Annotated in this window: 17 protein-coding genes and 1 riboswitch; of the genes, 9 read left to right on the top strand and 8 right to left on the bottom strand. The window is 70.5% G+C overall.

Annotation, left to right across the window (positions count from 1 at the left end):
* Positions 1-2: 2 nt before the first annotated feature.
* From ABD858_RS01220 to ABD858_RS01210, 3 genes are all read right to left on the bottom strand, one after another.
* Positions 3-1,208, bottom strand: coding sequence for a sigma 54-interacting transcriptional regulator (locus tag ABD858_RS01220; protein ID WP_345033878.1), 1,206 nt, complete (start codon positions 1,206-1,208; stop codon positions 3-5).
* The gene (locus tag ABD858_RS01215; RefSeq protein WP_345033877.1) at positions 1,205-2,914 is read right to left on the bottom strand and encodes an ankyrin repeat domain-containing protein; all 1,710 of its coding nucleotides are present in this window, start codon (positions 2,912-2,914) and stop codon (positions 1,205-1,207) included. Before ABD858_RS01215 ends, ABD858_RS01220 begins: the two co-directional genes overlap by 4 nt.
* 83 nt (positions 2,915-2,997) lie before the next feature.
* Entirely contained in the window at positions 2,998-4,131 is a 1,134-nt protein-coding gene (locus ABD858_RS01210) for a leucine-rich repeat domain-containing protein (RefSeq protein WP_345033875.1), read from the bottom strand.
* A 279-nt stretch (positions 4,132-4,410) separates the two neighbouring features.
* Between ABD858_RS01210 and ABD858_RS01205 the strand changes: the two genes are divergently transcribed.
* Both ABD858_RS01205 and ABD858_RS01200 read left to right on the top strand, forming a co-directional pair.
* Positions 4,411-4,653, top strand: coding sequence for a hypothetical protein (locus tag ABD858_RS01205; protein ID WP_345033874.1), 243 nt, complete (start codon positions 4,411-4,413; stop codon positions 4,651-4,653).
* Between the two features lie 131 nt (positions 4,654-4,784).
* Positions 4,785-6,551: a serine/threonine protein kinase gene (locus ABD858_RS01200; protein ID WP_345033873.1), complete on the top strand. Its 1,767-nt coding sequence runs from the start codon at positions 4,785-4,787 to the stop codon at positions 6,549-6,551.
* Positions 6,552-6,715: 164 nt separating this feature from the next.
* On the opposite strand, the gene ABD858_RS01195 is transcribed toward ABD858_RS01200, so the two are convergent.
* Positions 6,716-7,939 (bottom strand): neutral zinc metallopeptidase, encoded by a 1,224-nt coding sequence (locus ABD858_RS01195; protein WP_345033872.1) that lies wholly within the window; start codon positions 7,937-7,939, stop codon positions 6,716-6,718.
* 304 nt (positions 7,940-8,243) lie between these two features.
* On the opposite strand from ABD858_RS01195, the gene ABD858_RS01190 reads away from it, so the two are divergent.
* Positions 8,244-9,212 (top strand): helix-turn-helix transcriptional regulator, encoded by a 969-nt coding sequence (locus ABD858_RS01190; RefSeq protein ID WP_345033871.1) that lies wholly within the window; start codon positions 8,244-8,246, stop codon positions 9,210-9,212.
* Between the two features lie 52 nt (positions 9,213-9,264).
* On the opposite strand, the gene ABD858_RS01185 is transcribed toward ABD858_RS01190, so the two are convergent.
* Complete coding sequence (locus ABD858_RS01185; protein ID WP_345033869.1) at positions 9,265-10,020, bottom strand: GNAT family N-acetyltransferase; 756 nt, start codon at positions 10,018-10,020, stop codon at positions 9,265-9,267.
* Between the two features lie 237 nt (positions 10,021-10,257).
* On the opposite strand from ABD858_RS01185, the gene ABD858_RS01180 reads away from it, so the two are divergent.
* From ABD858_RS01180 to ABD858_RS01165, 4 genes are all read left to right on the top strand, one after another.
* Complete coding sequence (locus tag ABD858_RS01180) at positions 10,258-11,463, top strand: cytochrome P450 (protein ID WP_345033868.1); 1,206 nt, start codon at positions 10,258-10,260, stop codon at positions 11,461-11,463.
* A gap of 307 nt (positions 11,464-11,770) precedes the next feature.
* Positions 11,771-12,244, top strand: coding sequence for a carboxymuconolactone decarboxylase family protein (locus ABD858_RS01175; RefSeq protein WP_345033866.1), 474 nt, complete (start codon positions 11,771-11,773; stop codon positions 12,242-12,244).
* Between the two features lie 468 nt (positions 12,245-12,712).
* A complete protein-coding gene (locus ABD858_RS01170) occupies positions 12,713-13,144 on the top strand; it encodes a protein-tyrosine phosphatase family protein (protein ID WP_345033865.1) in 432 nt (143 codons plus the stop codon).
* A 566-nt stretch (positions 13,145-13,710) separates the two neighbouring features.
* Positions 13,711-13,871, top strand: a riboswitch (cyclic di-AMP (ydaO/yuaA leader).
* A 2-nt stretch (positions 13,872-13,873) separates the two neighbouring features.
* A complete protein-coding gene (locus tag ABD858_RS01165; RefSeq protein ID WP_345033862.1) occupies positions 13,874-14,611 on the top strand; it encodes a LysM peptidoglycan-binding domain-containing protein in 738 nt (245 codons plus the stop codon).
* A 162-nt stretch (positions 14,612-14,773) separates the two neighbouring features.
* Here ABD858_RS01165 and ABD858_RS01160 read toward each other — a convergent pair whose 3' ends face one another.
* Positions 14,774-15,328, bottom strand: a complete 555-nt coding sequence (locus tag ABD858_RS01160) for a TetR/AcrR family transcriptional regulator (RefSeq protein WP_345033860.1) — start codon at positions 15,326-15,328, stop codon at positions 14,774-14,776.
* Complete coding sequence (locus ABD858_RS01155; RefSeq protein WP_345033858.1) at positions 15,321-16,157, bottom strand: alpha/beta fold hydrolase; 837 nt, start codon at positions 16,155-16,157, stop codon at positions 15,321-15,323. The genes ABD858_RS01160 and ABD858_RS01155 overlap by 8 nt, the downstream gene beginning before the upstream one ends.
* Positions 16,158-16,428: 271 nt before the next feature.
* Here ABD858_RS01155 and ABD858_RS01150 point away from each other — a divergent pair, with 271 nt between their 5' ends.
* Positions 16,429-17,541, top strand: a complete 1,113-nt coding sequence (locus ABD858_RS01150; protein ID WP_345033857.1) for an XdhC family protein — start codon at positions 16,429-16,431, stop codon at positions 17,539-17,541.
* A gap of 20 nt (positions 17,542-17,561) precedes the next feature.
* Here the strand turns inward: ABD858_RS01150 and ABD858_RS01145 are convergent, their stop codons facing one another.
* A complete protein-coding gene (locus tag ABD858_RS01145; protein ID WP_345033856.1) occupies positions 17,562-18,785 on the bottom strand; it encodes a cytochrome P450 family protein in 1,224 nt (407 codons plus the stop codon).
* Positions 18,786-18,903: 118 nt separating this feature from the next.
* Between ABD858_RS01145 and ABD858_RS01140 the strand changes: the two genes are divergently transcribed.
* Positions 18,904-20,136, top strand: coding sequence for an FAD-dependent oxidoreductase (locus ABD858_RS01140; protein WP_345033854.1), 1,233 nt, complete (start codon positions 18,904-18,906; stop codon positions 20,134-20,136).
* The last annotated feature ends 328 nt before the right edge of the window (positions 20,137-20,464 follow it).

The following is a 20,464-nucleotide window of genomic DNA, read 5'->3' as shown; positions in this document are numbered from 1 at the left end:
CCTCACCGGCTGCCGGGCAGGGCCCCGGACATCTGCAGCAGGCCCAGGAATCCGTCGATACCGGGCGGTACGGGCCAGTCGAGGTGCCGCATCGCCGCGAGGTCGGTCGCGGCCCGGGCGGCCACGTCCGGGACGCCCGCGTCCACGGCCTTGGCCAGCACCGTCCAGCCGGCCTCCCAGCGCAGCCGGGTGAGGTCGCTCTGGATCGCGGCGACCACCGCGATGAGGAACGCGAGCTGCCGGTCGCCGCGTTCGGGCAGGGCGAAGGCGTCCGGATCGGCGAGCACGCGGTCGGGGTCGGGGAGATCGAGGTGTTCGAGGTACGACAGCAGTTCGATGCCCGCGCCGTCCCCGACGGCGCCGGTGAGCGCGGCGGCCAGCGCCTCGCGCCCGGCGCCGGTCGCGTATCCGGTCGCGAGCAGCCTGAGCGCCATCTCCCAGGTACGCGGGGACGGCCATGACCGGCCCCGGCTCTCCGCGTCGCCGGGTATGTGGTGCACCAGACCGGGCCGGGCCGTGAGGAAGCCGGAGATCGCTCCTCGGGCCCGCGCGACCGCACCGGGCACCTTGGCGGCGTCGACCACGGGCACGGTCACCTCGGGCCAGGTGCCGGCCATGCCGCGTGCCACCGTGCGGGGGTCGTGGGTCCAGTGGAGGTGGACGAAGCGGTTGGCGAGTGGCGGGCTGAGATGCCAGCCGTCCGCGGCGCTCGACGGTGGGTTGGCGGCGGCGACGATACGCACCGCCTCGGGCAGGACGAGGCTGCCGACCCGGCGTTCGAGTACGACACGCAGCAGCGCCGCCTGCACGGCCGGCGGTGCGGAGGACAGTTCATCGAAGAAGAGCAGGCCCTGGCCGGCCCGGGAGAGCCGGACCGCCCAGTCCGGCGGGGCCATCGGCACGCCGGTCACAGCCGGGTCGTCACCGACGATGGGCAGGCCTGCGAAGTCGGACGGCTCGTGCACGCTGGCGATGACCGTCTCCAGCGGCAGGCCGAGTCCGTCGGCGAGCTGTTCCAGTCCGGCCGACTTGCCGATGCCCGGCTCACCCCACAGCAGGACGGGCTGATTTGCCGTCACGGCAAGTGCGAGCGCCTCCAGTTGAGGATGTGCGGAGGGCTCGGTCCGCCGTGCGCACAGCCTGCGGTTGAGGTCGTCCGCGGCGGCCAGCGGGCCCGGCGCGGTGGGCGTGGTGCGGTCGGTGGTCACAAGGGCACTTCCTCGTCGTCGGGCTCGTCCGCGTAGTACTCCTCCTGCTCGTCCATGTATTCGTCCCACCACTCGGCGCCGACGCCCGGATGTTCCTCCTGGACGCGTTCCCGGAGGAGGGCCAGGTCGGTGCGCTTGTACCGGCGGGCGACCTGGGCCAGCGACAGCTCCGACTGGTCGACCACGTCGAGCCGCGCCCCGGCGGCGACGAGCGCCTCCACGAGAGCCCTCGAACCGAGGTCGTTGACCGCCACGAACAGCGGCGTGCGGTCCCGGCGGTCCCGGGCTTCGAGGTCCAGTCCCTCCGCCAGCAGCCGCGGCAGGAGCGGCTCGTGGTCGAGAAGATGGAGCGTATGGAGCAGGGTGCGTCCGTAGGCGTCCCGTACCCGGGGGTCCACGCCCGCGTCGAGGAGTTCCAGCACGCCGGGAGTGTCGCCGTGCTGGGCGCGCAGGAACAGCTCCTGCCGCTGGGTGCCCAGTGCCTTCGGCAGACGGCCGTCGCCCGACGTCCACGTCTGCTCCAGCGCGAAGCACCCGGCGACGGCGCCGCCGAAGGCGCGCAGGGCGCGTTCGCGCTGCTGCTCCTCGTCGCTGTGCGGCATACGGAGCAGGCCGCCGGGGCGGAAACCCACCTCGTGCCATTCGCCGCGGCACCTGACCCGGACGGGCGCGGGGGCCGCCGGGCCGGGCGGGCCGGCCTGGCCGTCGGCGACCTGGAGGCGGGGGAACAGCGCCTCACGGACGAGCGGATGCAGGTGCTCCGCCGCGACTCCGCCGACGCGCATCAGGTCGAGGTCGGGGAGCCTGCGCCACACGGCCTCGGCGAGCACGGCCTCGCCCTTGACGTCCTCCCGGTCGACGATCCTCGCCCGCAGTCCGCCGCGGGGGCCGGTGCCCGCCTGCTCCAGCAGCACGTACGTCCGCCGGCCGCACGGGATGAGGAAGCGGTCGGCGACGCCCTCGGCCGCCAGCCGGCGGACCTCCGGCTCCAGGCGGGTGAGGTTCAGCGCGAGCCGGCCCAGGATGAGTTCCGGATGCGACTGGTACCGCCAGGCCGTCGGAGGCGTCGGGTCCACCTCGATGCCGGCGGCGGCGAAGGCGGCCTCGGTCTCGCCTGTCTGATGCAGCAGCGTGACCCACTCGGCCCGTGCCGCCGGGTCGCCGGCGCCGGGGTCGGCCGTGGGGAGTCCGTCCGCAGGGCGCGGGGCGGCGCCGGCGTGGAAGAACGGCGGCCGGTCCGTGCTGCCGCCGCACCGTTCACGCAGTTCGGCGGTGTGCCGTGCGTCCCACAGGTGCCGCGCGTACCGCCAGTCCTCCGTGGTACGCCCGAAGACGCCGGCGAACTGTTCGTCCTTGACCGTCTCGAACCGCAGGGCGAGCCGCTGAGGTCCGTCGATCATCGGGGGAGTGGTGATGTGCAGGTACGGAGTGGTGCGGCGGCGCTCGTCCGTTCCCTTGGGCCGGTAGCGCGCGAGGACGACCGTCCTGTCGGTGGCGAGTGTGGTACGCCCGCCCAGTACCCGAGGCAGATGCCAGCGCAGCAGGTCCGGGGCAAGGTGACGGAGGTCGTCCTCCAGGGCCGCGGCGACGTCGTCCCCGCAGTGTTCGGCGACCTCGGACAGGTCGAAGGTGACGTCCATATGCGCCGCCGCGCAGGCACCCCGCCAGTCACCGGCCAGGCGGTGTTCGGTCGCGCGCTCGATCATCCACCGGGGCACCGCGTACCGGCGGATCCGTCGTCGGCTCGCCGCCTCGTCCGGTGGGAAGCAACGGAGTTCGGTGCGGGGGCTCAACGGTAGACACTTCCTATCGCGCGCAGGTCGGGATGGGCCCTGCCCACGGGCCGCAGGCGCTGGGCGAAGGACCGCTTCACCTTGCGGGGCAGGCCGGGCCCCAGACCGACGTACTCCAGGGGCGTGTTCTCGGGCACCGCCGCCAGCAGGGACTTCGCGCCCCGCCCGGTGAGGCCGGTGTGGCACAGCTCCAGCCGGCGCAGCGGGCTGCCCGGCAGCGCGGCGGCCAGCGCGTGGGCGCCTTCGTCACCGGTGGCGTTGGCGGGGGCGCCGAGGCTCCGTTCCGACGGCGGCCGGCCCAGGTCGAGTGCCTCGATCCCGGCCAGGGCGCCGGCGAGGGCCTGCGCACCGGCGGGGCTGATGCCGTTGCCGCCCAGCCCGAGGCGCACCGGCCGCGCGGGGTCGGCCGCGGCGGCCAGGACGGCGGCGCCATCGTCGCCGAGGTGGTTCGCGGGGAGGTACAGCTCGCGTACACCCGCTTCGCGGATCAGGGCCGCCAGCAGCGGGGCGGCGTCGGCGGTCAGGCCGTTGCCACCGAGGAAGAGGCGTTCCACCGGGCGGGGCCGCCCGGTGAGGGCGTCGAGCAGGGCACGCAGTCCGTCGGTGGTGAGGCCGGTGTTGACCAGGTCGAGCGTGCGCAGCGCGGTGTTGTGGCGGAGCATCGAGGCGAGTGCGAGGGCGCCGTCGTCGCCCACCGGATTGCGCTTGAGCCACAGGGCGCGGACGGTGTCGTCCGTCGACAGAGCGTCGGCGAGCGCGGTGACGCCCTCGGAGCCGATGCGGTTGCAGCCGAGGTAGAGCGTGTGCAGGCCGTGGCCGTCGGTGAGTGCGCCGGCGACCGTGCGGGCGCCGTCGTTTCCGATGGCGTTGGTGCCGAGCAGGACATGCACGGCGTGTGGTGAGGAGGTGGCGACGGGCATCAGGCGGGCGGCGCCGGCCGCTCCGAGTCCCTGCTTGCACAGGTCGATCCGTCCGTCCACGCGTACGGTGCCGAGCGGGAAGGTCTCGTCGGCCTCGACCGGAAGCCCCGACCGCAGTCGGGCCAGCAACGAGTCCAGTTCGACGGGATCGCTGATCGGAATGTCCGGGTGCTCGATCGCGGGGCAGCGCACGGGTGTCGGCTGCGTCATCACCACTCCACCGGTCCATCGCCGGTGCCCGGCTCGCCGAGGGTGGCATCGCCCTCCGCCCGCCCAGGACGAACCGACGCCAATCGACTTTCCTCCACGACAAGAGCGGCAAGGCTGGTCGGATTTGAACCGACGTCCTCCAGCTTGATGCTTGGGCGCGACGACCTCTGCGCTACAGCCTTGCCGCGAGAGATCATAGCGACTTTCGTCTCTGTGTTCGATAGTGGGTTCAGTACTCTGTTCGAGGCGCCAGAGGATCCGGCCCCGGGGTTGAGTTCGATGGGGGTGTCCCTGACTCGACCAGTCCGAGGTGCTCGGAATTGGCATACAGGCTCGCCGAGGACCGGAGGGTCGGCGTTCGACGGGAAGGCCGCCGACGAGCTGGGCCGGATCCTGCGGTACTGGGCCGGAAATCTCCATCACTGCGCCCTGGACCCCGGCGACGGCTGCGCCGTCTACGACTCCGGCTACCGCGAGGTCGGCCGGTGGAGCATCACGGGTCTGCCGGCGAAGGACGCGTAACCGTCGGTACGAGGAGACCGGGCCGCGCGTGACCGGCGGAACAGGCAGTGAGTGGGCGGAGATCCGGACATGCCTTCGGATCTCCGCCCGCGCTGTCTATGCTGACCGTCGGTCAACCGCTGGGGGAGCGTATGCGATCGGGTGAGGTGCTGAACGGCCGCTATCGGCTGGACGAGCGGCTGGGCGCCGGCGGCTTCGGCGTGGTCTGGAAGGCGCACGACCCGCAGGTGCAGCGCGCGGTGGCCGTCAAGATCGGCGTGCCCCGGTCGGCCCGGGAGGGCCTGCGCATGGCACGCGAGGCCAAGCTCAACGGCAATCTCCCGCATCCGCACATAGCGACCGTGTACGACTTCGGAGAGACGGACCGCGACGGGGAGCGCACGCTCTACCTGGTCATGGAACTCATCGACGGTGAGCCACTGTCCGCGATCCTTGCGCGGGAGCTCCCGCCGCTCGACTCCGCCCTGGAGTGGGCCGCGCAGATCTGCGGAGCGCTGGCCGCCGCGCACGACGCGGGCGTGGTCCATCGGGACATCAAACCCGCGAACGTGATGATCAACCGTTCGGGCGCGGTCAAGGTGCTGGACTTCGGCATCGCCCGCGAGCAGACCGGGGTGACCCGGCTGACCAGCGAGAACACCATCATCGGCTCGTTGCCCTACATGGCGCCGGAACGCTGGACGAACAAGGACGTCGACGGGCGGGCCGATCTCTACGCACTGGGCTGCATGCTGCTGGAACTGTGCACCGGGCGGCTGCCGTTCCGGGGCGAGGAGTGGCAGGAGTTCTGCGTCCAGCACACCGCGGCCGCGCCTCCGGTGCCGAGTTCGCTGCGCCCGGGCCTGCCGGCCGCGCTCGACGAGCTGGTGGGGGAGCTGCTTGCCAAGGATCCCGCCGGCCGGCCGGGGCACGCACGTGAGGTCGAGCAGCGGTTACGGGCGATCCTGGCCCATGCCGCGGCCGGGACTCACAGGGCAGCGGGGCGGGGGCAGCCGCACAACCGGGAGCCGGAGACCGTCGGGGTCCGCCGGGCTGCGGCCCGCCCCCAGGCCACCCCGAACCCGGGCGGCTTCTCGGGGGAACCGTATGCCCCGGTGGCTCCTCATCCGCGGGCACCCCGGCTCCGGCGCCGCAGGTGGCTCGCGAGCGCCGCGGCGGTCGGGGCGGTGAGCGCGATCGCCGTTGCCGCCTGGCAGTTCTTACCGCTCGGCGGCGGTACGGGCGACGTCGGTGCGAAGGGGCTAACGCCCGGCAGTACCCGGAGCCCGGCCACACCCGGTGCGCAGGGCGGAGCCGGCCGCTCGGGCACCCCCACCCCGTCGCAGACTCCGAGCACCCCCCCGAGCGCGGACCCCACGCCGAGCCGCTCCCCGGCCGCCCGGCCGAAACCGCGGCCCCCGGCTCCGCCGACCGGCAGCCCGGCACGCCGTACGGTCGCCCCGAAGCCGCCCGCGCTGCCCACCGGCTGGTTTCGGCTCACCAACGCGGCCAGCCGGATGTGCCTGTCCGTGCCCGACGGCAGCACGAAGGCGGCCGAAGGCATCGTCCAGGCCGAATGCGGGGGCGGTCCGGAGCAGTTCTGGCAGCTCACCGAGGAGGGGAGGGGCAGCTCGGGCACCGTGTACTCGATCCGCAACGGCAACAGCGGCCTCTGCCTGTCCGTCGATGCCGCCCGCAAGGAGGAAGGGGTGGTCGTCACCCAGTACCTGTGCGGTGACGAGGACGGCCTCTTCCCCGACCAGTACTGGACGTTCCGCTACGACACCACCTATCGCGCCTGGCAGTTGATCAGCAGGAACAGCGGCAAGTGCGTAGCGGTCCGCGACGGCGGCGGCAACCTGGAACAGGCTCTGCAGCTGTCGTGCGGCAGCGATGCGTGGCTCGTCTGGCGCACCTGACCTCTGAACACCTGGGTGTTCGCTCGACATGCTGCGGCCCGCCGGTGTGCCGGCGGGCCGGTCGCCCTTCGCGGGCGCGGCCCGGGTACGCGGCCGTGGGGCGGTCGGCGTCAGACCTGTCGGCCGTCACGCCCCGACCCGGCCGTGTACCCGGGGTGACGTCCTCAGTTCCTCGCGTCCGGCTTCACGAGGTCGGGGAGCTTCGCCTCGAACAGCTCGTCGAGCTTCATCGAGGGCAGGATGTGACCCTGGTTGGGGGCGTCGTTGGCGACGCTCGCTCCCCACGTGGACGCCGCGAGCCGCTGGTTGGGCGTGCCGTGGTGTCCGTTGCTGCGGAAGCTGCAGTCGCCGACCTGGTAGAAGGACTGGGCGGAGTCCAGCACCCGCTTGGTGTTGAGGGCTTCGCCGCGCGAGTGCGTAAGGAAGTAGGTGCCGAACGCGTCCGCCATCAGCTCGGTACGGCGGGTGGCCTCCGGCCCGGTCAGCGTGGTGTTGTCGAAGAGGTTGTTCTCGTACTGCACGTGGTGGCCGAACTCGTGGCCGAGGATGGCGCGCGGGGCGGTGTCGCCCAGGCCGATGGCCTTCATGGCCTCCAGGATGCCGTCACCCATGACGATGCGGTCGGAGATTCCCAGCGGCTGCGGGTCGCCCTTCTCGGAGAAGGCGAACGCGTTGAAGGTGAAGATCGGGTTGGCGCCGCCCTTCAGTACGGGCTCGGAGTCGATCAGTTCGATGAACAGTTCGGCCAGGTCGAGCATGCTCTCGGGCGTCTCGCCGTAGAGCACGGCCAGGGTGCGGGCGGCGCGCTCGGGGGAGGAGAAGACGTCGGCACCGTGCATCGGCATCAGCTGGATGTCGTCGGAGTAGATGTCCCAGAACTTCTTGAGGTCCTTGGCTTCCGACGTCAGCTGGTTGGTGTATTCGCCATTGACACCGTAAGTGTTGGACTTGGACTCGCTGCCGAACAGCAGCGCATCGTAGGTGGGGAGGTCGAAGGCGCCGAACCAGGAGAGCATGAAGATCGCGAAGGGGTCGGCGCCCTCGAGCAGAGAGTTCGCGTAGGTCGTCAGCTCCGTGCGCTGGCACTGGTAGTCGCCCGGGTTGATGATGCTGTTGCGGATCTCCGTCCACTGGGCGTCGCCTATGCCGTACTTGGCGTTGGCTGCCTGGAGGCGCTCCTGCCAGTCGGTCGGCAGCTTGGCGAGGATCTCGTCGACGAGGGCCTTCGCCTTCGGACTGAGTGAAGAGGTGTCGATCGTGGATCCGTTGGACGCGGCAGTGGCTGCGGCCGCCGTCGTGTCGTTCGCGGCCGCAGCCGGCAGGGCGGCGCCAAGGGTGCAGGTGGCCGCGGTCACGAGGGTGACGGCCCAGGCGAGGGTCTTCTTCACGGGGAAACTCCTTGGTCGTCTGCTGGAGCCGACGCGCCGACCGTCCTTGTGGGACGGGTGAGGCGGTTGGCTATGCCGTGGGCCAAGAGTCTGCAAAGAAAGCGCTTTCTGGAGAAGCCGTTGGTGCTGTCTGAATCCGGCATGGCGGGAAACTGACAGACGTCACTCATCCTTGCGAACGCATGATGTGACCGTCTCTCACCTGACGAAACGTCACCCCGGTCATCGCCCTACCCGGCGGTAGTCGCTATGTGGACACGACCTTGACATGGAGTGAATCGCATATGCGTGCAATGATTCGAATATGCATCCACTTCGGGCCATCGGCCTCACCGCGACCGCTGAGGACATCTACCTCGCGCTCGTTCAGCGCGGCCCGACGAAGTCGGCCGCGCTGGCGAGCATCCTGCGGGTGGCTCCGGACGCCGTCGATGCGGCGGCCGACGAACTGTCCGGCATGGGACTGGTGGAACCGGACGGCGAACGGCTCGTCGCCCGCCCCCCGCGCGCCGCGCTCGACGCCCTCGCGGAGATCCGCGCCAAGGAACTCGGTGCCTTGCGGGACAGCGCCGACGAACTCTCCCAGTTCTGGCGCGACCACCACGCCGAAGGCCCCGGATACATCGAGATCGTCCGGATGGAGGAGGCCCGTGAAGCGCTTGCCCGGCGCGTCCAGGACGAGGCGGTGCACCAGGTTCGCGCTCTGTCCATCGGACCCTCCGGCCGTCTCGCCGCGCCCCCGAAGGTGGCCCCGGGCTGTCTGGAGGCGCTCGCACGTGGCGTTGCGTACTCAGTGGTCTACGGCGCCCGGATACTGCGTGACCCGATAGGCCGGGAGGCCATCCAGACCTGCGTCAACCTCGGTGAACGCGCCCGCGTCTTCCCCAACGTCGCACTGAACCTGATGATCTGTGACGACCGCTTCGCCGTCGTCGCCGCACCCGCGCGCGATCCCCAGCGGCGCCACCACATCGCCGTCCAGCGATCCGCCCTGCTCGACGGCCTCATCGGCGTGTTCGAGGCGTACTGGCAGATGGCTGTTCCGCTCCCCGCCGGCGACGAGTCGATGGACGACGTCGGCGCCGCGCCCACCGACGACGCCCGGCAGCTCCTCACCTACCTCAGCAGCGGACTCACCGACGAGTCCATCGCCCGCGAACTCGGCGTCAGCGAACGGACGGTGGCTCGCCGTATCGCCCGCCTCCAGGAAGTCCTGGGCGCGCAGACCCGCTTCCAGCTCGGCGTCCAGGCCAGCCGACGCGGTTGGCTCTGAGGGCGGGCCACGTCGAGCGGCAGCAGCGCTGAACGTCGGACCTCTGAACCACTCAGGGGACGACGACCGTGAGAGAGGTGCTCGTGAGCCGGAAACCGAGCTTCTCGTACAGGCCGCGGGCCGGATTCGCATCGCTCACCACGAGCGCGATCTCCGTCAGGCCGTGGGACGCGGCATCGGCGAGCACCCGACGCAGAAGCCTGGACCCGAGACCGGAATGACGGGGGCCCGGCCGGCGGAAGACCGTCGCGATCCAGGGAAGGCCGTCGCGGTTCGTGACGATCACCCCGGCGACCACGCGGTCCGCTTCGTCGACCGCCAGTCTGCTGCATGACATGACCGGTCCGAGTACGTCACCTGCCAAGAGCGGGGTCAGTTCCGCATCGAGCGCCTGTGCGTCGCTGCCCCGGTAGTGATCAGGGTGTTCGGGTGAGAAAGCGGCACGCCACGCCGGGAACAGCTCACGGGCTCCACGGTCGCAGGGAACCACGCGAAGTCCGTCCGGCAGGCTCAAGGACGACCAGTCGGGCGGAGGTGGGTCCGAGACCAGGTCACGCTGCATGCTGTGGGCGTGCCGCATGATGCGCGCACCGTGCTGGATCAGTTGTTCGCCCAGATGTGCGGACCCCGAGACCGCCCATCCCGACATGCCGTCGAGGATGGACGGCACCGGATCCGGTCCCACCACCTCCGCCAGGTCGGCCCAGGGATGGCCGTCGCGGATGCCCCGGATGTAGGTCAGGACCGGCACCCCATCGGGGCCGGCGAGAGTCTGGCGCTGTTCATCGTGTCGAGTCACGGCTGACATGCTGTGCTCCTCCGCCCAGGACAGGCAACGGAAAATGAGCACCGGCGCGGGTGGTTGTGCAGAGGGCGGCCGGGGGTGGTGTGCCTCGGACGGGTCAATCGGGACGCCCTGGAGCGTCCGGTGCTGGTGCAATGTGTGCAAGGCATCTGCGAGAAACGGCGAAGTCGACTGCCTCTCTCGCTCACCCCCCTCTGCGCGCCAACAGCGCTCGTCGTCCTGGAGCTGGAGTAGTACCCCATGACCGAAACCGGCGATGCAACCACCTGTCCGTTCGACTTCAGCGACGCCCTCGAGTTCGACCCCTCGCTGGCGGAGCTGATGGCCCGCGACTCCATCACCCGGATCCGGCTGCCGTACGGCGACGCCGACGCTTGGCTCGTCACCGGGTTCGACGAGGTACGGCAGGTGACCACCGATCACCGGTTCAGCCGGGCGGGGATCATGGGTCATGACTATCCACGGCTGACGCCGGAGCCGATCGTCGCCCCGGAGTCGATCAATGTGATGGACCCGCCGCGCAGCAGCAGGCTGCGGCAGCTGGCCTCGCAGGCGTTCACCAAGCGGCATGTGGACCGTATGCGGCCGGCGATCACAAGGCTCGCGGACACACTGCTCGACGAGATGGCCGAGCAGGGGCCGCCGGCGGATCTGGCGTATCACCTGTCGGAGAAGTTCCCTCAGCACACCATCTGCGAGCTGCTGGGGATCCCTGCCGAGGACCGGTCACGGATGCAGGAGTACGCGCACCAGCTGCTCTCCACCGGCCCGGACGGCCGGCAGGCCGCGGCAGCCGCCAAGGCGGAGCTGCGGGCGTACTTCGGCGAAATGGTCGGCGAGCGGCGACGTGTCCCCGAGGACGATCTGATCAGCGCGCTGGCCGCGGCCAAGGACGGCGAGGACGTGCTCGACGACCAGGAGCTGGCGGTCATGGCGCTGACACTCATGCTCAGCGGGCATGACACGGCGACCTGCCAGATCAGCAACATGGTCTACCTGCTCCTGACCCGTCCCGAGCTGATGGAGCAGCTCAGGAGCCGGCCGGAGACCCTGACCACCGTGCTGGACGAGCTCCTCCGCTTCATTCCCTTCCGTAAGGGCGTCGGCATTCCCCGGGTGGCCCTGGAGGACGTCGAGATGGGAGGGGTACGGATCCGGGCCGGCGACTTCGTCCATGTGTCGTACCTGACAGCGAACCGCGATCCTGAGCGCTACACGGACCCAGATGAGATCGACCCCGATCGCCAGGCCCTGCCGCACATGACCTTCGGCTGGGGCGGACACCGGTGCATCGCCGCGCCGCTGGCGATGGCGGAGCTGGAGGTGGCGATCGGGCGGCTGGTGGAGCGGTTCCCGGCGCTGCGGCTGGCGGTGCCGGCGGAGGAGGTGCGCTGGGACACGGAGACCATCCGGCGCTTCCCGATCGAGCTGCCGGTGGCCTGGTAGCGCGACACCCAGGGCCCTGCCGTGGTGGTCCGAGCACCGGCCTCGCGCTTTCACCTGGCGGATGCAGCCGTACTGCGTGCAGAGCCCTCCGGTTTTGGACCGGTGGCCTTCGCCCGGCCGTCTCCCACCCGGTCAGCACGCGAGGTGCGCGAGGGTGGCGTCCGGGCAGTGGTCCTGAACCTCGTCGTTGGTGGTGGCTCCCGCAGCGCGGGGCAGGGGAGACGCACGTCACATTCGTTCGTGTCGCATCGCGCCTCGCTGTTCCGTCATGAGTGTGCAGCCACCGACAACGGCAGAGGAGCACACCATGGATGCCCGTTTGAACGTCTTCGGCAACCCGACCGCAGGCAAGTTCCTGAAGCACATCGTCTCGGCAGGCAAGGTGGTCGCGGACTCGACTCTGCCTCCCGCGACGCAGGAACTGGTGAAGATCCGCGCGAGTCAGATCAACGGCTGCGGCTTCTGCCTCGACATGCACACCAAGGAGGCCGCCGTGGCCGGTGAGACGTCGGTGCGCCTCAACCTGGTCGCGGCGTGGCGCGAGGCCACGGTCTTCACCGAGGCCGAGCGCGCGGCGCTGGAGCTGGCGGAGCAGGGCACCCGCCTCGCCGACGCGGCCGGCGGGGTCACGGACGAGGCCTGGGCGAACGCCGCCAAGCACTACGACGAGGAGCAGCTCGCCGCCCTGGTGTCCCTGATCGCCGTCATCAACGCCTTCAACCGGATGAACGTCATCATCCAGCAGCCCGCCGGCGACTACCAGCCCGGCCAGTTCGGATAACCAGGAGTACCTGGCCCGGAGGGCTGGTGCCGTCCCGCGCCGGCAGCAGCCCCGGGCCCCGGGAACCGCCGGCCGGGCCCGGAGGCCCCGACGAGCCTGCACACACCGGAACCGTGGAACCCGACGCCCACCCGGCGCGGCGACCGGGCCACCAGCCTGCCCGGACCCCGGATCCCCCAACCAACCAGGCCGCAAACGGGCCCGTCAGCAGGCTGACGGGCCCTCATGAACGATTGAAGCCAGTGCCGCGACCGGCAACGTTTGCCCGTCAAGGAGCGGCGTCCGGTGCGTGCGATCGCACGGCGGCCGAAGACCCTCGTAGCAGCGCTCCTTGGGTTTTCGGCCAACGCAGCGGGCATGCATGCCTGGGGGCACCCTGGGGGCACCCCCAGCGGTAGCTGGGGGAGGTAGCTGGGGGAGCGTCGCGACGGGGCAAACGTTTGCCGGGAGGGGCACTAGGCTTGCTCGGTGATCACCGCCTGGGAGCACACGACGACGGGCGTGCTGCGACTGCCTTCGGGCCGGCTCGTCCGGGGCCGGGGGCTCAGCCGCCCCCTTCCGGCAGGGCCGCAGCCCACCTTCGCCCTGTATCTGCTGGGCCACGAGCCGCCTCCCGTCGCCTGGGAGGCCCGCTGGCTGCGGTGGCCGGACTTCTGGTTGCCGTCCGACCGCACGGCGACGGGGAACGCGCTGCGCGAGGCATGGGCACGCGCCGAGGCCGAGCGCGTCGAGATTGCCTGCGCCGGCGGACGGGGACGTACCGGTACGGCGCTGGCCTGCCTCGCGGTTCTGGACGGGGTGCCCAACCGCGAGGCGGTCGCCTACGTCCGGGAGCACTACGCGTCAAGCGCTGTGGAGACACCCTGGCAGCGCCGTTTCGTTTCCCGCTTCAAGCCATGACGCATGAGCTGTTCTGTCCCTTGAGGACGACTATTCGAAGCTTGAACAAGAGTGATGGGTGACGCCCCATCACGAGGTCGTATCTCGTCGGCGGTTGGCGGACGCTGGGGGCGCGCACATTCCGCACCGCCACCGCGACGACGCTCCACGCCGGCGCAGGTCCGGTCCGCCGAGGCCTGGCTCTCCTCGATCGAGAATCAGGCCGTCCGCCTTCTCTGTAGCTCCCCTCCGGGAAATCCAGGAATGCAGGCAATTGGATCACATTGGTGACAATGTCCGTTTTGTGTTTATATGTAATCTTTTTGTTCTGCGTGGGGTGCCGCCGAGGAATTCACCTTACGCAATCAGTGACGTCGGTCACGTCGGAAAATTGTGGGTGATGCCCCGCCAGCCCCACTTCCCTTCCTCGAAGGGGAAGTTGAGCTCCCGGCGCGGAATGGGTGACACCCTTTCCCTGCCTTGGATCTTGTCATTGGATTGCGATTGGGAATAGAGGGCTTGTTCCGTCCCGGCTTTCTCGCTTACGGTCACCGCAATCCGGATGGACCGCCGAATCCTGCCACCGTCCGGAAACTGCACCCAATCACGAACGGCAGGAGCGGGGGACCCAGGTAAGCCGCCGATCCGGAAATCCGGAACGGCTCGGGGTGAAGTCGCATGTATATGCGGCCGGCCATCTCCGGTCCGAACCCGACAGCTCACCTCGCAGGCGACGGAGAGGAATTCGTCATGCCTGCGAAGGGTAAGCACCGCCGCCCCAGGAACGGTCGACTCACTCAAGGTTTCGTCGCCGCGGGTGCGGGTGCCGCGTTCGTCCTGCCGATCGTCGTCGCCGCCACCGCGCACGCCACGCCGTCGGCTCGGCCCGTCACCGCCGAAAGGGCGATGGCTCCGGCCGTCGGAGCCGTCGCGGCAGTCGCCGCGACGACGGCCGTCCCCACGACATACACGGTGGCAGCGGGGGACACCCTCGCGACGATCGCCGACAAGTACTCCTTGAGCGGTGGCTGGAAGAGGCTGTACACGGACAATCGGAGGGTCATCGGTGGCGACCCGGCGGTGCTGAGTCCCGGCATCACGCTGACCATTGGCGCGAAGGCCGAGACTGCCGCAGGCGGTGCCCCCGTTGCGAAGTACGCGACGTACTCCGACAACCTCGACGGCTGGATCAAGGAATCGCTGGACATCATGGCCAGGCACGGGATTCCCGGTTCCTATGAAGGAATCCACCGAAACGTCATGCGCGAGTCCTCGGGCAATCCACGGGCCGTCAACAACTGGGACTCCAACGCCGCTGCCGGAATACCGTCCAAGGGGCTCCTGCAGATAATCGACCCGACCTTCCGCGCTTATCACGTGCCCGGTACGGCGATGGACAGTTTCGACCCGGTCGCCAACATCACTGCTGCGTGCAACTACGCCGCCGCCAGGTACGGTTCGATCGACAATGTGAACAGCGCCTACTGAACCGTCGCCTGCGCGGCGCTCTTTTCCCGGGGAGTCCCTCGAGCAGATCTGCGTCATGGGCACCATCGGTACACCGGTGCCCATGACGTCCTCCGCGAGCCGCATCCGCTCGCGTGTGATCAGGTCGAGCGCGTCGGCGGTTGGCGACGCTTCGCGGTCCGATCAACGAGGCGCGTGCAGTCCCGCGATCATCATGTGGATCAGCAGGTCGTAGCTCTCGTCGAGTTTCTCGGGAAGTCCGAACGCGCCTTCGGCTTCCAGAACCGCGAAGCCGTGGACGGCCGCGCGCAGGCAGCGGGTCGCGTGGATCGCCGCGGAGTCCTCCATGCCGTAGGCGCGGAGGGTGGCCAGAATGATGTTGACCAGTCGCGTACCGGCCTCTGCTGTCCGCGGCCGGGGGCTCTGGATGAGCGCCGCGTAGCGGTGCGGGTTCCGGACCGCGTAGTGCCGCCAGGCCGTCATGAGCGCGCGGATCGCCTCGTCGGCGGAGCGGCCGAGCACGGCCTCGCCGACCTGGTCCGCGATCTCGTTCACGATCCGTGCCGACATGAGTTCGCGCAGCTCGGCGAGGTTGCTCACGTGTTTGTAGAGGGACGGTGTGGCGACGCCCGCCCGGCCGGCCACCGCCGACAAGGTCAGGGCGGCGGGGGTGCCCTCGTCGACGATCTGCAGTGCGATGTCGACGACCGCGTTCGCGGACAGCGCTGCCCTAGCCATGCGCGCCGACCTTGAGGAAGGCCAGGATGGCCGCAGTGGCTTCGGCGGGGAACTGGGCGTGTGCGTAGTGGCCCGCTCCCTCGATCATCTCGAGTCGGCCGAGTCCTGCGGGCATCTCCGCCAGGATGCCCTCGCCCTCGGCCCTGGGGTCGGCCCAGTCGGGGTCGAGGGAGCCCTCGATGATCAGAGCGGGACACTGGATGCCGGCGAGCGCGGCGCCGGCGTCGGTGGGCGCGGACATGCCCATTTTACTGACGACGGCCATCCGGCCCGGCCTGCGCAGGTCCGCGTCGAGGGCCGCGACGTGGGCAGCGAAACCGGCGGGCTTCACGTCCGGGTAGGCGTGGTCGAGGTAGCGCTTCCACAGTCCGACGCTGCGCAGCAGGCCGGTGCCCATGAGCAGCGTCATTCCCTTGCGGTAGCGGGCGTGGGACACCAGGGCGCCCAGGTCGATCTTCTGGGCACGGGTGAACGGGCTGATCTCGACGATGGCGCTGACCAGTTCGGGCCCCTGGGCTGCCGCGATGGTGGCGGCGCCGCCGGAGAACGAGTGGCCCACGATGACGGCGGGGCCACCCAAGTGCCTGATGAGAGCCAGGAGGTCCGCTGCCACGTCGGTGCGGGTGTAGGACGTCCAGCCGGTGCTGGACGCGCCATTTCCTCGCATGTCCATGGCGGCGACCCGGAACCCGGCTTCCGCGAGACGGACGGCCATGTCGCGGTATGCCCCCCTGTTGTCGCCCATGCCGTGGGCCAGCACGATCAGCGGGCCCTCGCCGGTCACGTCGTACGCGAGCCGTCCGCCGTCGATGTCCAGGAATTCGGTCATGTCGCCCTCCCCGAGCTAATGTCTGTAGCTCAAAAGCTAATAGCATTAGCCAAGCGTGTCAACCCATGCATTGCTCGTACCTACAGTTGGGCACACCGGGCAGATCTGGTCGATATTTCCTGCCCGGGTCCTTGTGCAGGGCGAGGGGCGTGAGCACGATGTCGATGGCCGCACCGGCTCGCGCACCGGGAGGGCCGGGCCAACCCCCGCAGGGCCCGCCCTGGTCGCGCACCGTCGGCGTGCGGGACGGCCGCGGCGAGAGGAGCCGAGGATGCGTGAGATCCTGCCGGCGCTGAGTCGGTGGTACGCGGCCGGCGAGCCGTTCGGGCTGGCCACGGTCGTCGCGGTGAGCCGAAGCGCGCCGCGGGGACCCGGCGCGGCGATGGCAGTGGGCCCGGGCGAGGAGGTCGTCGGCAGTGTCTCCGGCGGTTGTGTGGAGGGCACGGTGTTCGACCTCGCGAAGGAGGTCATCGCCGACGGGGAGGCGCGGTTGCAGACCTTCGGGTACAGCGACGAGGACGCGTTCGCCGCTGGTCTGACCTGCGGCGGGGAGATCACACTGCTCGTACGGTCCGTGTCGCCGGCCACCGATGCGGGCTTCGGTGCCGTCGCCGAGTCGGTCGCCGGGCACCGTCCGGTGACGGTGGCGACGGTGACCGACGGCCCGGCACCGCGCGGAGCCGCGCTGGCCGTGTGGCCGGACGCGGTGTCCGGTTCGCTGGGGTCGGCCGGTCTGGACGCGGCGGTCGTCGCCGACGCGCGGGGCGAGCTCGCGCAGGGCGCGACCGTGCTGCGGCACTACGGTCCGCGGGGGGAGCGCCGGGAGGACGCCGTCAGCGTGTTCCTGCAGTCGTTCGCGCCGCCCCCGAGGATGCTGGTCTTCGGGGCGATCGACTACGCCGCCGCGGTCGCCCGGATCGGTGACTTTCTCGGCTACCGGGTGACGGTGTGCGATGCCCGGCCGGTGTTCGCCACGCCCAAGCGATTCCCCGAGGCCGTGGAGGTCGTGGTCGACTGGCCGCACCGGTATCTGCAGCGCACCGAGATCGATTCCCGCACGGTGATCTGTGTGCTGACGCATGACCCGAAGTTCGATGTGCCGCTGCTGGAGGAGGCTCTGCGCCGCCCGGCCGCCTACATCGGGGCGATGGGCAGCCGCCGTACGCACGAGGACCGTACGAAACGGCTGCGGGCGGCCGGGCTGGACGACGAGCAGCTGGCCCGGGTGCGCTCACCGATCGGGCTCGACCTCGGGGCCCGTACGCCGGAGGAGGTCGCCGTGTCGGTGGCGGCGGAGATCATCGCCCTGCGCTGGGGCGGCAGCGGCACACCGCTGACCGCGACGGCAGGTGTGATCCACCCAGCGGGGCCGGCGCCGGTGTGAGTCCGGCCTGTCCGTGAGGATCAGTTCGGGTCCGGGGTGAACGTGACCGGCAGCAGCTCGGGCCCGCGCAGTCCGCCGGGCCGCCACCGCAGTTCGCCGGGCGGCACGGCCAGGGCGATACCGGGAAGACGGCGCAGGGCGGTCCCGATCGCGACCTGACCCTCCAGCCGGGCCAGCGGCGCCCCCAGACAGTAGTGGATGCCGTGCCCGAACGCGAGATGGGCGTTGTCCTGCCGGGTGATGTCCAGCCGGTCGGGGTCGGCGAACCGCGCCGGGTCGCGGTCGGCGATGGCGGACGCGATGAGCACGGTCGCCCCGCGCGGGATGTTCACGCCCGCGATGGAGACGTCCTCGCGCGCGAAACGGGCGATGCCGGGGCTGACCGGTCCGTCGTAGCGGAGGAACTCCTCGATCGCGCCGGGCAGCAGCGCCGGATTGTTCCGCAGCGTCTCCAACTGCTCGGGGTGGGCGAGCAGTGTGGCGATGCCGCTGCCGATCAGGTTGACCGTGGTGATGTATCCGGCCACCAGGAGCAGGAACGACATGGCGATCAGCTCGTCCTCGGTCAGCTGCTGCTCCTCGTCCCGGGCGGCGATCAGCTCGCTGAGCAGATCGTCCGCGGGCCGGTCCCGTTTGGCTTCCAGGAGCTTGGTCAGGTACGAACGCATCTGCCGCCATGCTGCGTCGACCACGGCCGGGTCCGGCCGGCGTACCCCTCGCATGATCATCTCGTCGGTCCACCGCTGGAAGTCGTGCCGGTCCGTCACGGGCACGCCGAGCAGTTCGCTGATGACGGTGACGGGAAGGGGCAGCGCGAAGTCCGCGACGAGGTCGGCGCGGCCGGCCGGCACGATCGCGTCCAGCAGTTGGTCGGTGATCTCCTGGATGCGGGGCCGGAGTTCGGCCACCCGGCGCGCGGTGAACGCCTTCGACACCAGGCGGCGCAGGCGGGTGTGGTCGGGCGGGTCGCTGCGGAGCATGTTGCTCATCAGCGACTCGCGTTCCGTCACGGGCAGCTGCTCCATGAGCCGGGGATCCGACGCGTCGCGGATGTCGCTGCTCAGCCGCGGGTCCGACAACGCCGCGAGACCGTCCTCGTAGCGCGTGACCAGCCAGGCGTCCAGGTCGCCGGCGAGCACGGCGCGGCGCACCGGGCCTTCCTCACGCAACTGCCGGTAGAGCGGGAAGGGGTCCGCGGCGAAGGCCGGGTCGGTATAGGGCAGAAGTACCGGCTGCTGTCTCATCTTGCCTCCCGGGGAACGTCACGAGCGTTCACGAGCGTCTACAACGGAATGATCAGGACTTGAGGGTATATGTCCGAGTGTGATGGATTCAGGGATTTCCCCGAAGGGAGCAGTCGGCATGGAGCGGACCACGTGCTGCGTGGTGGGCGGCGGCCCCGCCGGAATGGTCCTCGGCCTGCTGCTGGCCCGTGCAGGTGTGGCGGTCACGGTCCTGGAGAAGCACGGTGACTTCCTGCGCGACTTCCGCGGCGACACCGTGCATCCGTCCACCCTGGCACTGCTGGACGAGCTGGGCCTGGCCGAGCGGTTCGCCCGTCTGCCGCATCGGCGGGTGAGGACCGTACAGCTGCCGGTCGGACCGGGCCGTTCGCTGGTCACCGTCGGAGACATCGGCTCGCTGCGGGGCAGGTACAACTACATCGCGATGGTGCCGCAGTGGGACCTGCTCGACCTCCTGGCGGACGAGGCCCGGCAGGAACCGTCCTTCTCCCTGCGGATGAGCACCGAGGCGACCTCCTTCCTGATGGAGCGCGGACGGGTCAGGGGGGTGCGCTACCGCACCTCCGACGGCCGTACCGGTGAGCTGCGGGCCACGCTCACCGTGGCCTGCGACGGCCGGGGCTCGCTGGCCAGGTTGCTGCCGGAACTCGGACTGCGGAAGTTCAGCTGCCCGATGGACGCCTGGTGGTTCCGGCTGCCGCGGCGCGAGGACGACCCACAAGGGCTCGTGGGAGCTGCCGGCGACCGGTTCTTCACCGCCATGATCGACCGCGGGGACTACTGGCAGTGCGCCGCGCTGATCCCCAAGGGAACCGACGCCCAGCGCCGCGCCGCCGGTCTCGAACGGTTCATGGCCGAGTTCACGGCCGCCGCCCCATGGCTCGCGGACCGGGTGCACGCGTTGCGCTCGTGGGACCAGGTGAGGCTCCTCGACGTACGGCTCGACCGCCTCCGGCGCTGGCACCGCCCGGGGCTGCTGTGCATCGGCGACGCGGCGCACGCGATGTCGCCGGTCTTCGGCATCGGCATCAACCTCGCCGTCGAGGACGCCGTGGCCGCCGCGAGGTACCTCGTCGAGCCGCTGCGCGCCGGTACGGTCGGCCTGCGGGACGTACGCAGCGTGCAGCGCCGCCGGTGGCCCACCACGGCCGCGACGCAGGCACTGCAGCGGCTCGCCCACAAGCAGGTCGTCGAACCGCTGCTGGCGGGACGCTCGCCCTTCGGAAACCCCAGGCGGGCGCAGCGGATGACCGAACGCATCACGACCTCGCGCTGGCTGAACCGGGTGCCGGCGTACTTCTTCGCCTACGGCGCCGTACGCGAGCGCCCCCCGGCGGCCTCGGTACGGTGAGCCGACCGCGCTCACCCGGCGGGGGCGCGCTGTGAGGCGGGGCGTCCGTGCGGCGCGCACTGGGGCGCCGCACGGACGCATGGCCGTCTGCCGCGGGGATGACGGCCACAGCATCGGCGGCGCCGTCTCCGCCGAGTAGATCCGGCTCTCATCCGACCGCAGGTCGACGGATGAACCTCCCCCTGGAGGCTCACCCGTGATCCTGCCCCGGCGGACGGCCCGAGGCCCGCAACACGACGCAATGGCCGGCCGTGGCAGGTGCCGGCTCGCCATGCGGTGGAACCGGACGAGGACGCGGTCACGGGCCGGGCGAAGGGCACATGGCGGC

It is taken from the genome of Streptomyces sannanensis (assembly GCF_039536205.1).
GTDB lineage: Bacteria > Actinomycetota > Actinomycetes > Streptomycetales > Streptomycetaceae > Streptomyces > Streptomyces sannanensis.
The sequence above is the reverse complement of the archived record's forward strand: the minus strand, read 5'-3'. Positions and strand labels throughout refer to the sequence as shown.

Coding starts and splice junctions, on each gene's coding strand:
- ABD858_RS01215 (WP_345033877.1), bottom strand. CDS start 2,914: ATGATCGAGCGCGCGACCGAACACCGCCTGGCCGGTGACTGGCGGGGT.
- ABD858_RS01210 (WP_345033875.1), bottom strand. CDS start 4,131: ATGACGCAGCCGACACCCGTGCGCTGCCCCGCGATCGAGCACCCGGAC.
- ABD858_RS01205 (WP_345033874.1), top strand. CDS start 4,411: ATGGGGGTGTCCCTGACTCGACCAGTCCGAGGTGCTCGGAATTGGCAT.
- ABD858_RS01200 (WP_345033873.1), top strand. CDS start 4,785: ATGCGATCGGGTGAGGTGCTGAACGGCCGCTATCGGCTGGACGAGCGG.
- ABD858_RS01190 (WP_345033871.1), top strand. CDS start 8,244: ATGCATCCACTTCGGGCCATCGGCCTCACCGCGACCGCTGAGGACATC.
- ABD858_RS01185 (WP_345033869.1), bottom strand. CDS start 10,020: ATGTCAGCCGTGACTCGACACGATGAACAGCGCCAGACTCTCGCCGGC.
- ABD858_RS01180 (WP_345033868.1), top strand. CDS start 10,258: ATGACCGAAACCGGCGATGCAACCACCTGTCCGTTCGACTTCAGCGAC.
- ABD858_RS01175 (WP_345033866.1), top strand. CDS start 11,771: ATGGATGCCCGTTTGAACGTCTTCGGCAACCCGACCGCAGGCAAGTTC.
- ABD858_RS01165 (WP_345033862.1), top strand. CDS start 13,874: ATGCCTGCGAAGGGTAAGCACCGCCGCCCCAGGAACGGTCGACTCACT.
- ABD858_RS01160 (WP_345033860.1), bottom strand. CDS start 15,328: ATGGCTAGGGCAGCGCTGTCCGCGAACGCGGTCGTCGACATCGCACTG.
- ABD858_RS01155 (WP_345033858.1), bottom strand. CDS start 16,157: ATGACCGAATTCCTGGACATCGACGGCGGACGGCTCGCGTACGACGTG.
- ABD858_RS01150 (WP_345033857.1), top strand. CDS start 16,429: ATGCGTGAGATCCTGCCGGCGCTGAGTCGGTGGTACGCGGCCGGCGAG.
- ABD858_RS01145 (WP_345033856.1), bottom strand. CDS start 18,785: ATGAGACAGCAGCCGGTACTTCTGCCCTATACCGACCCGGCCTTCGCC.
- ABD858_RS01140 (WP_345033854.1), top strand. CDS start 18,904: ATGGAGCGGACCACGTGCTGCGTGGTGGGCGGCGGCCCCGCCGGAATG.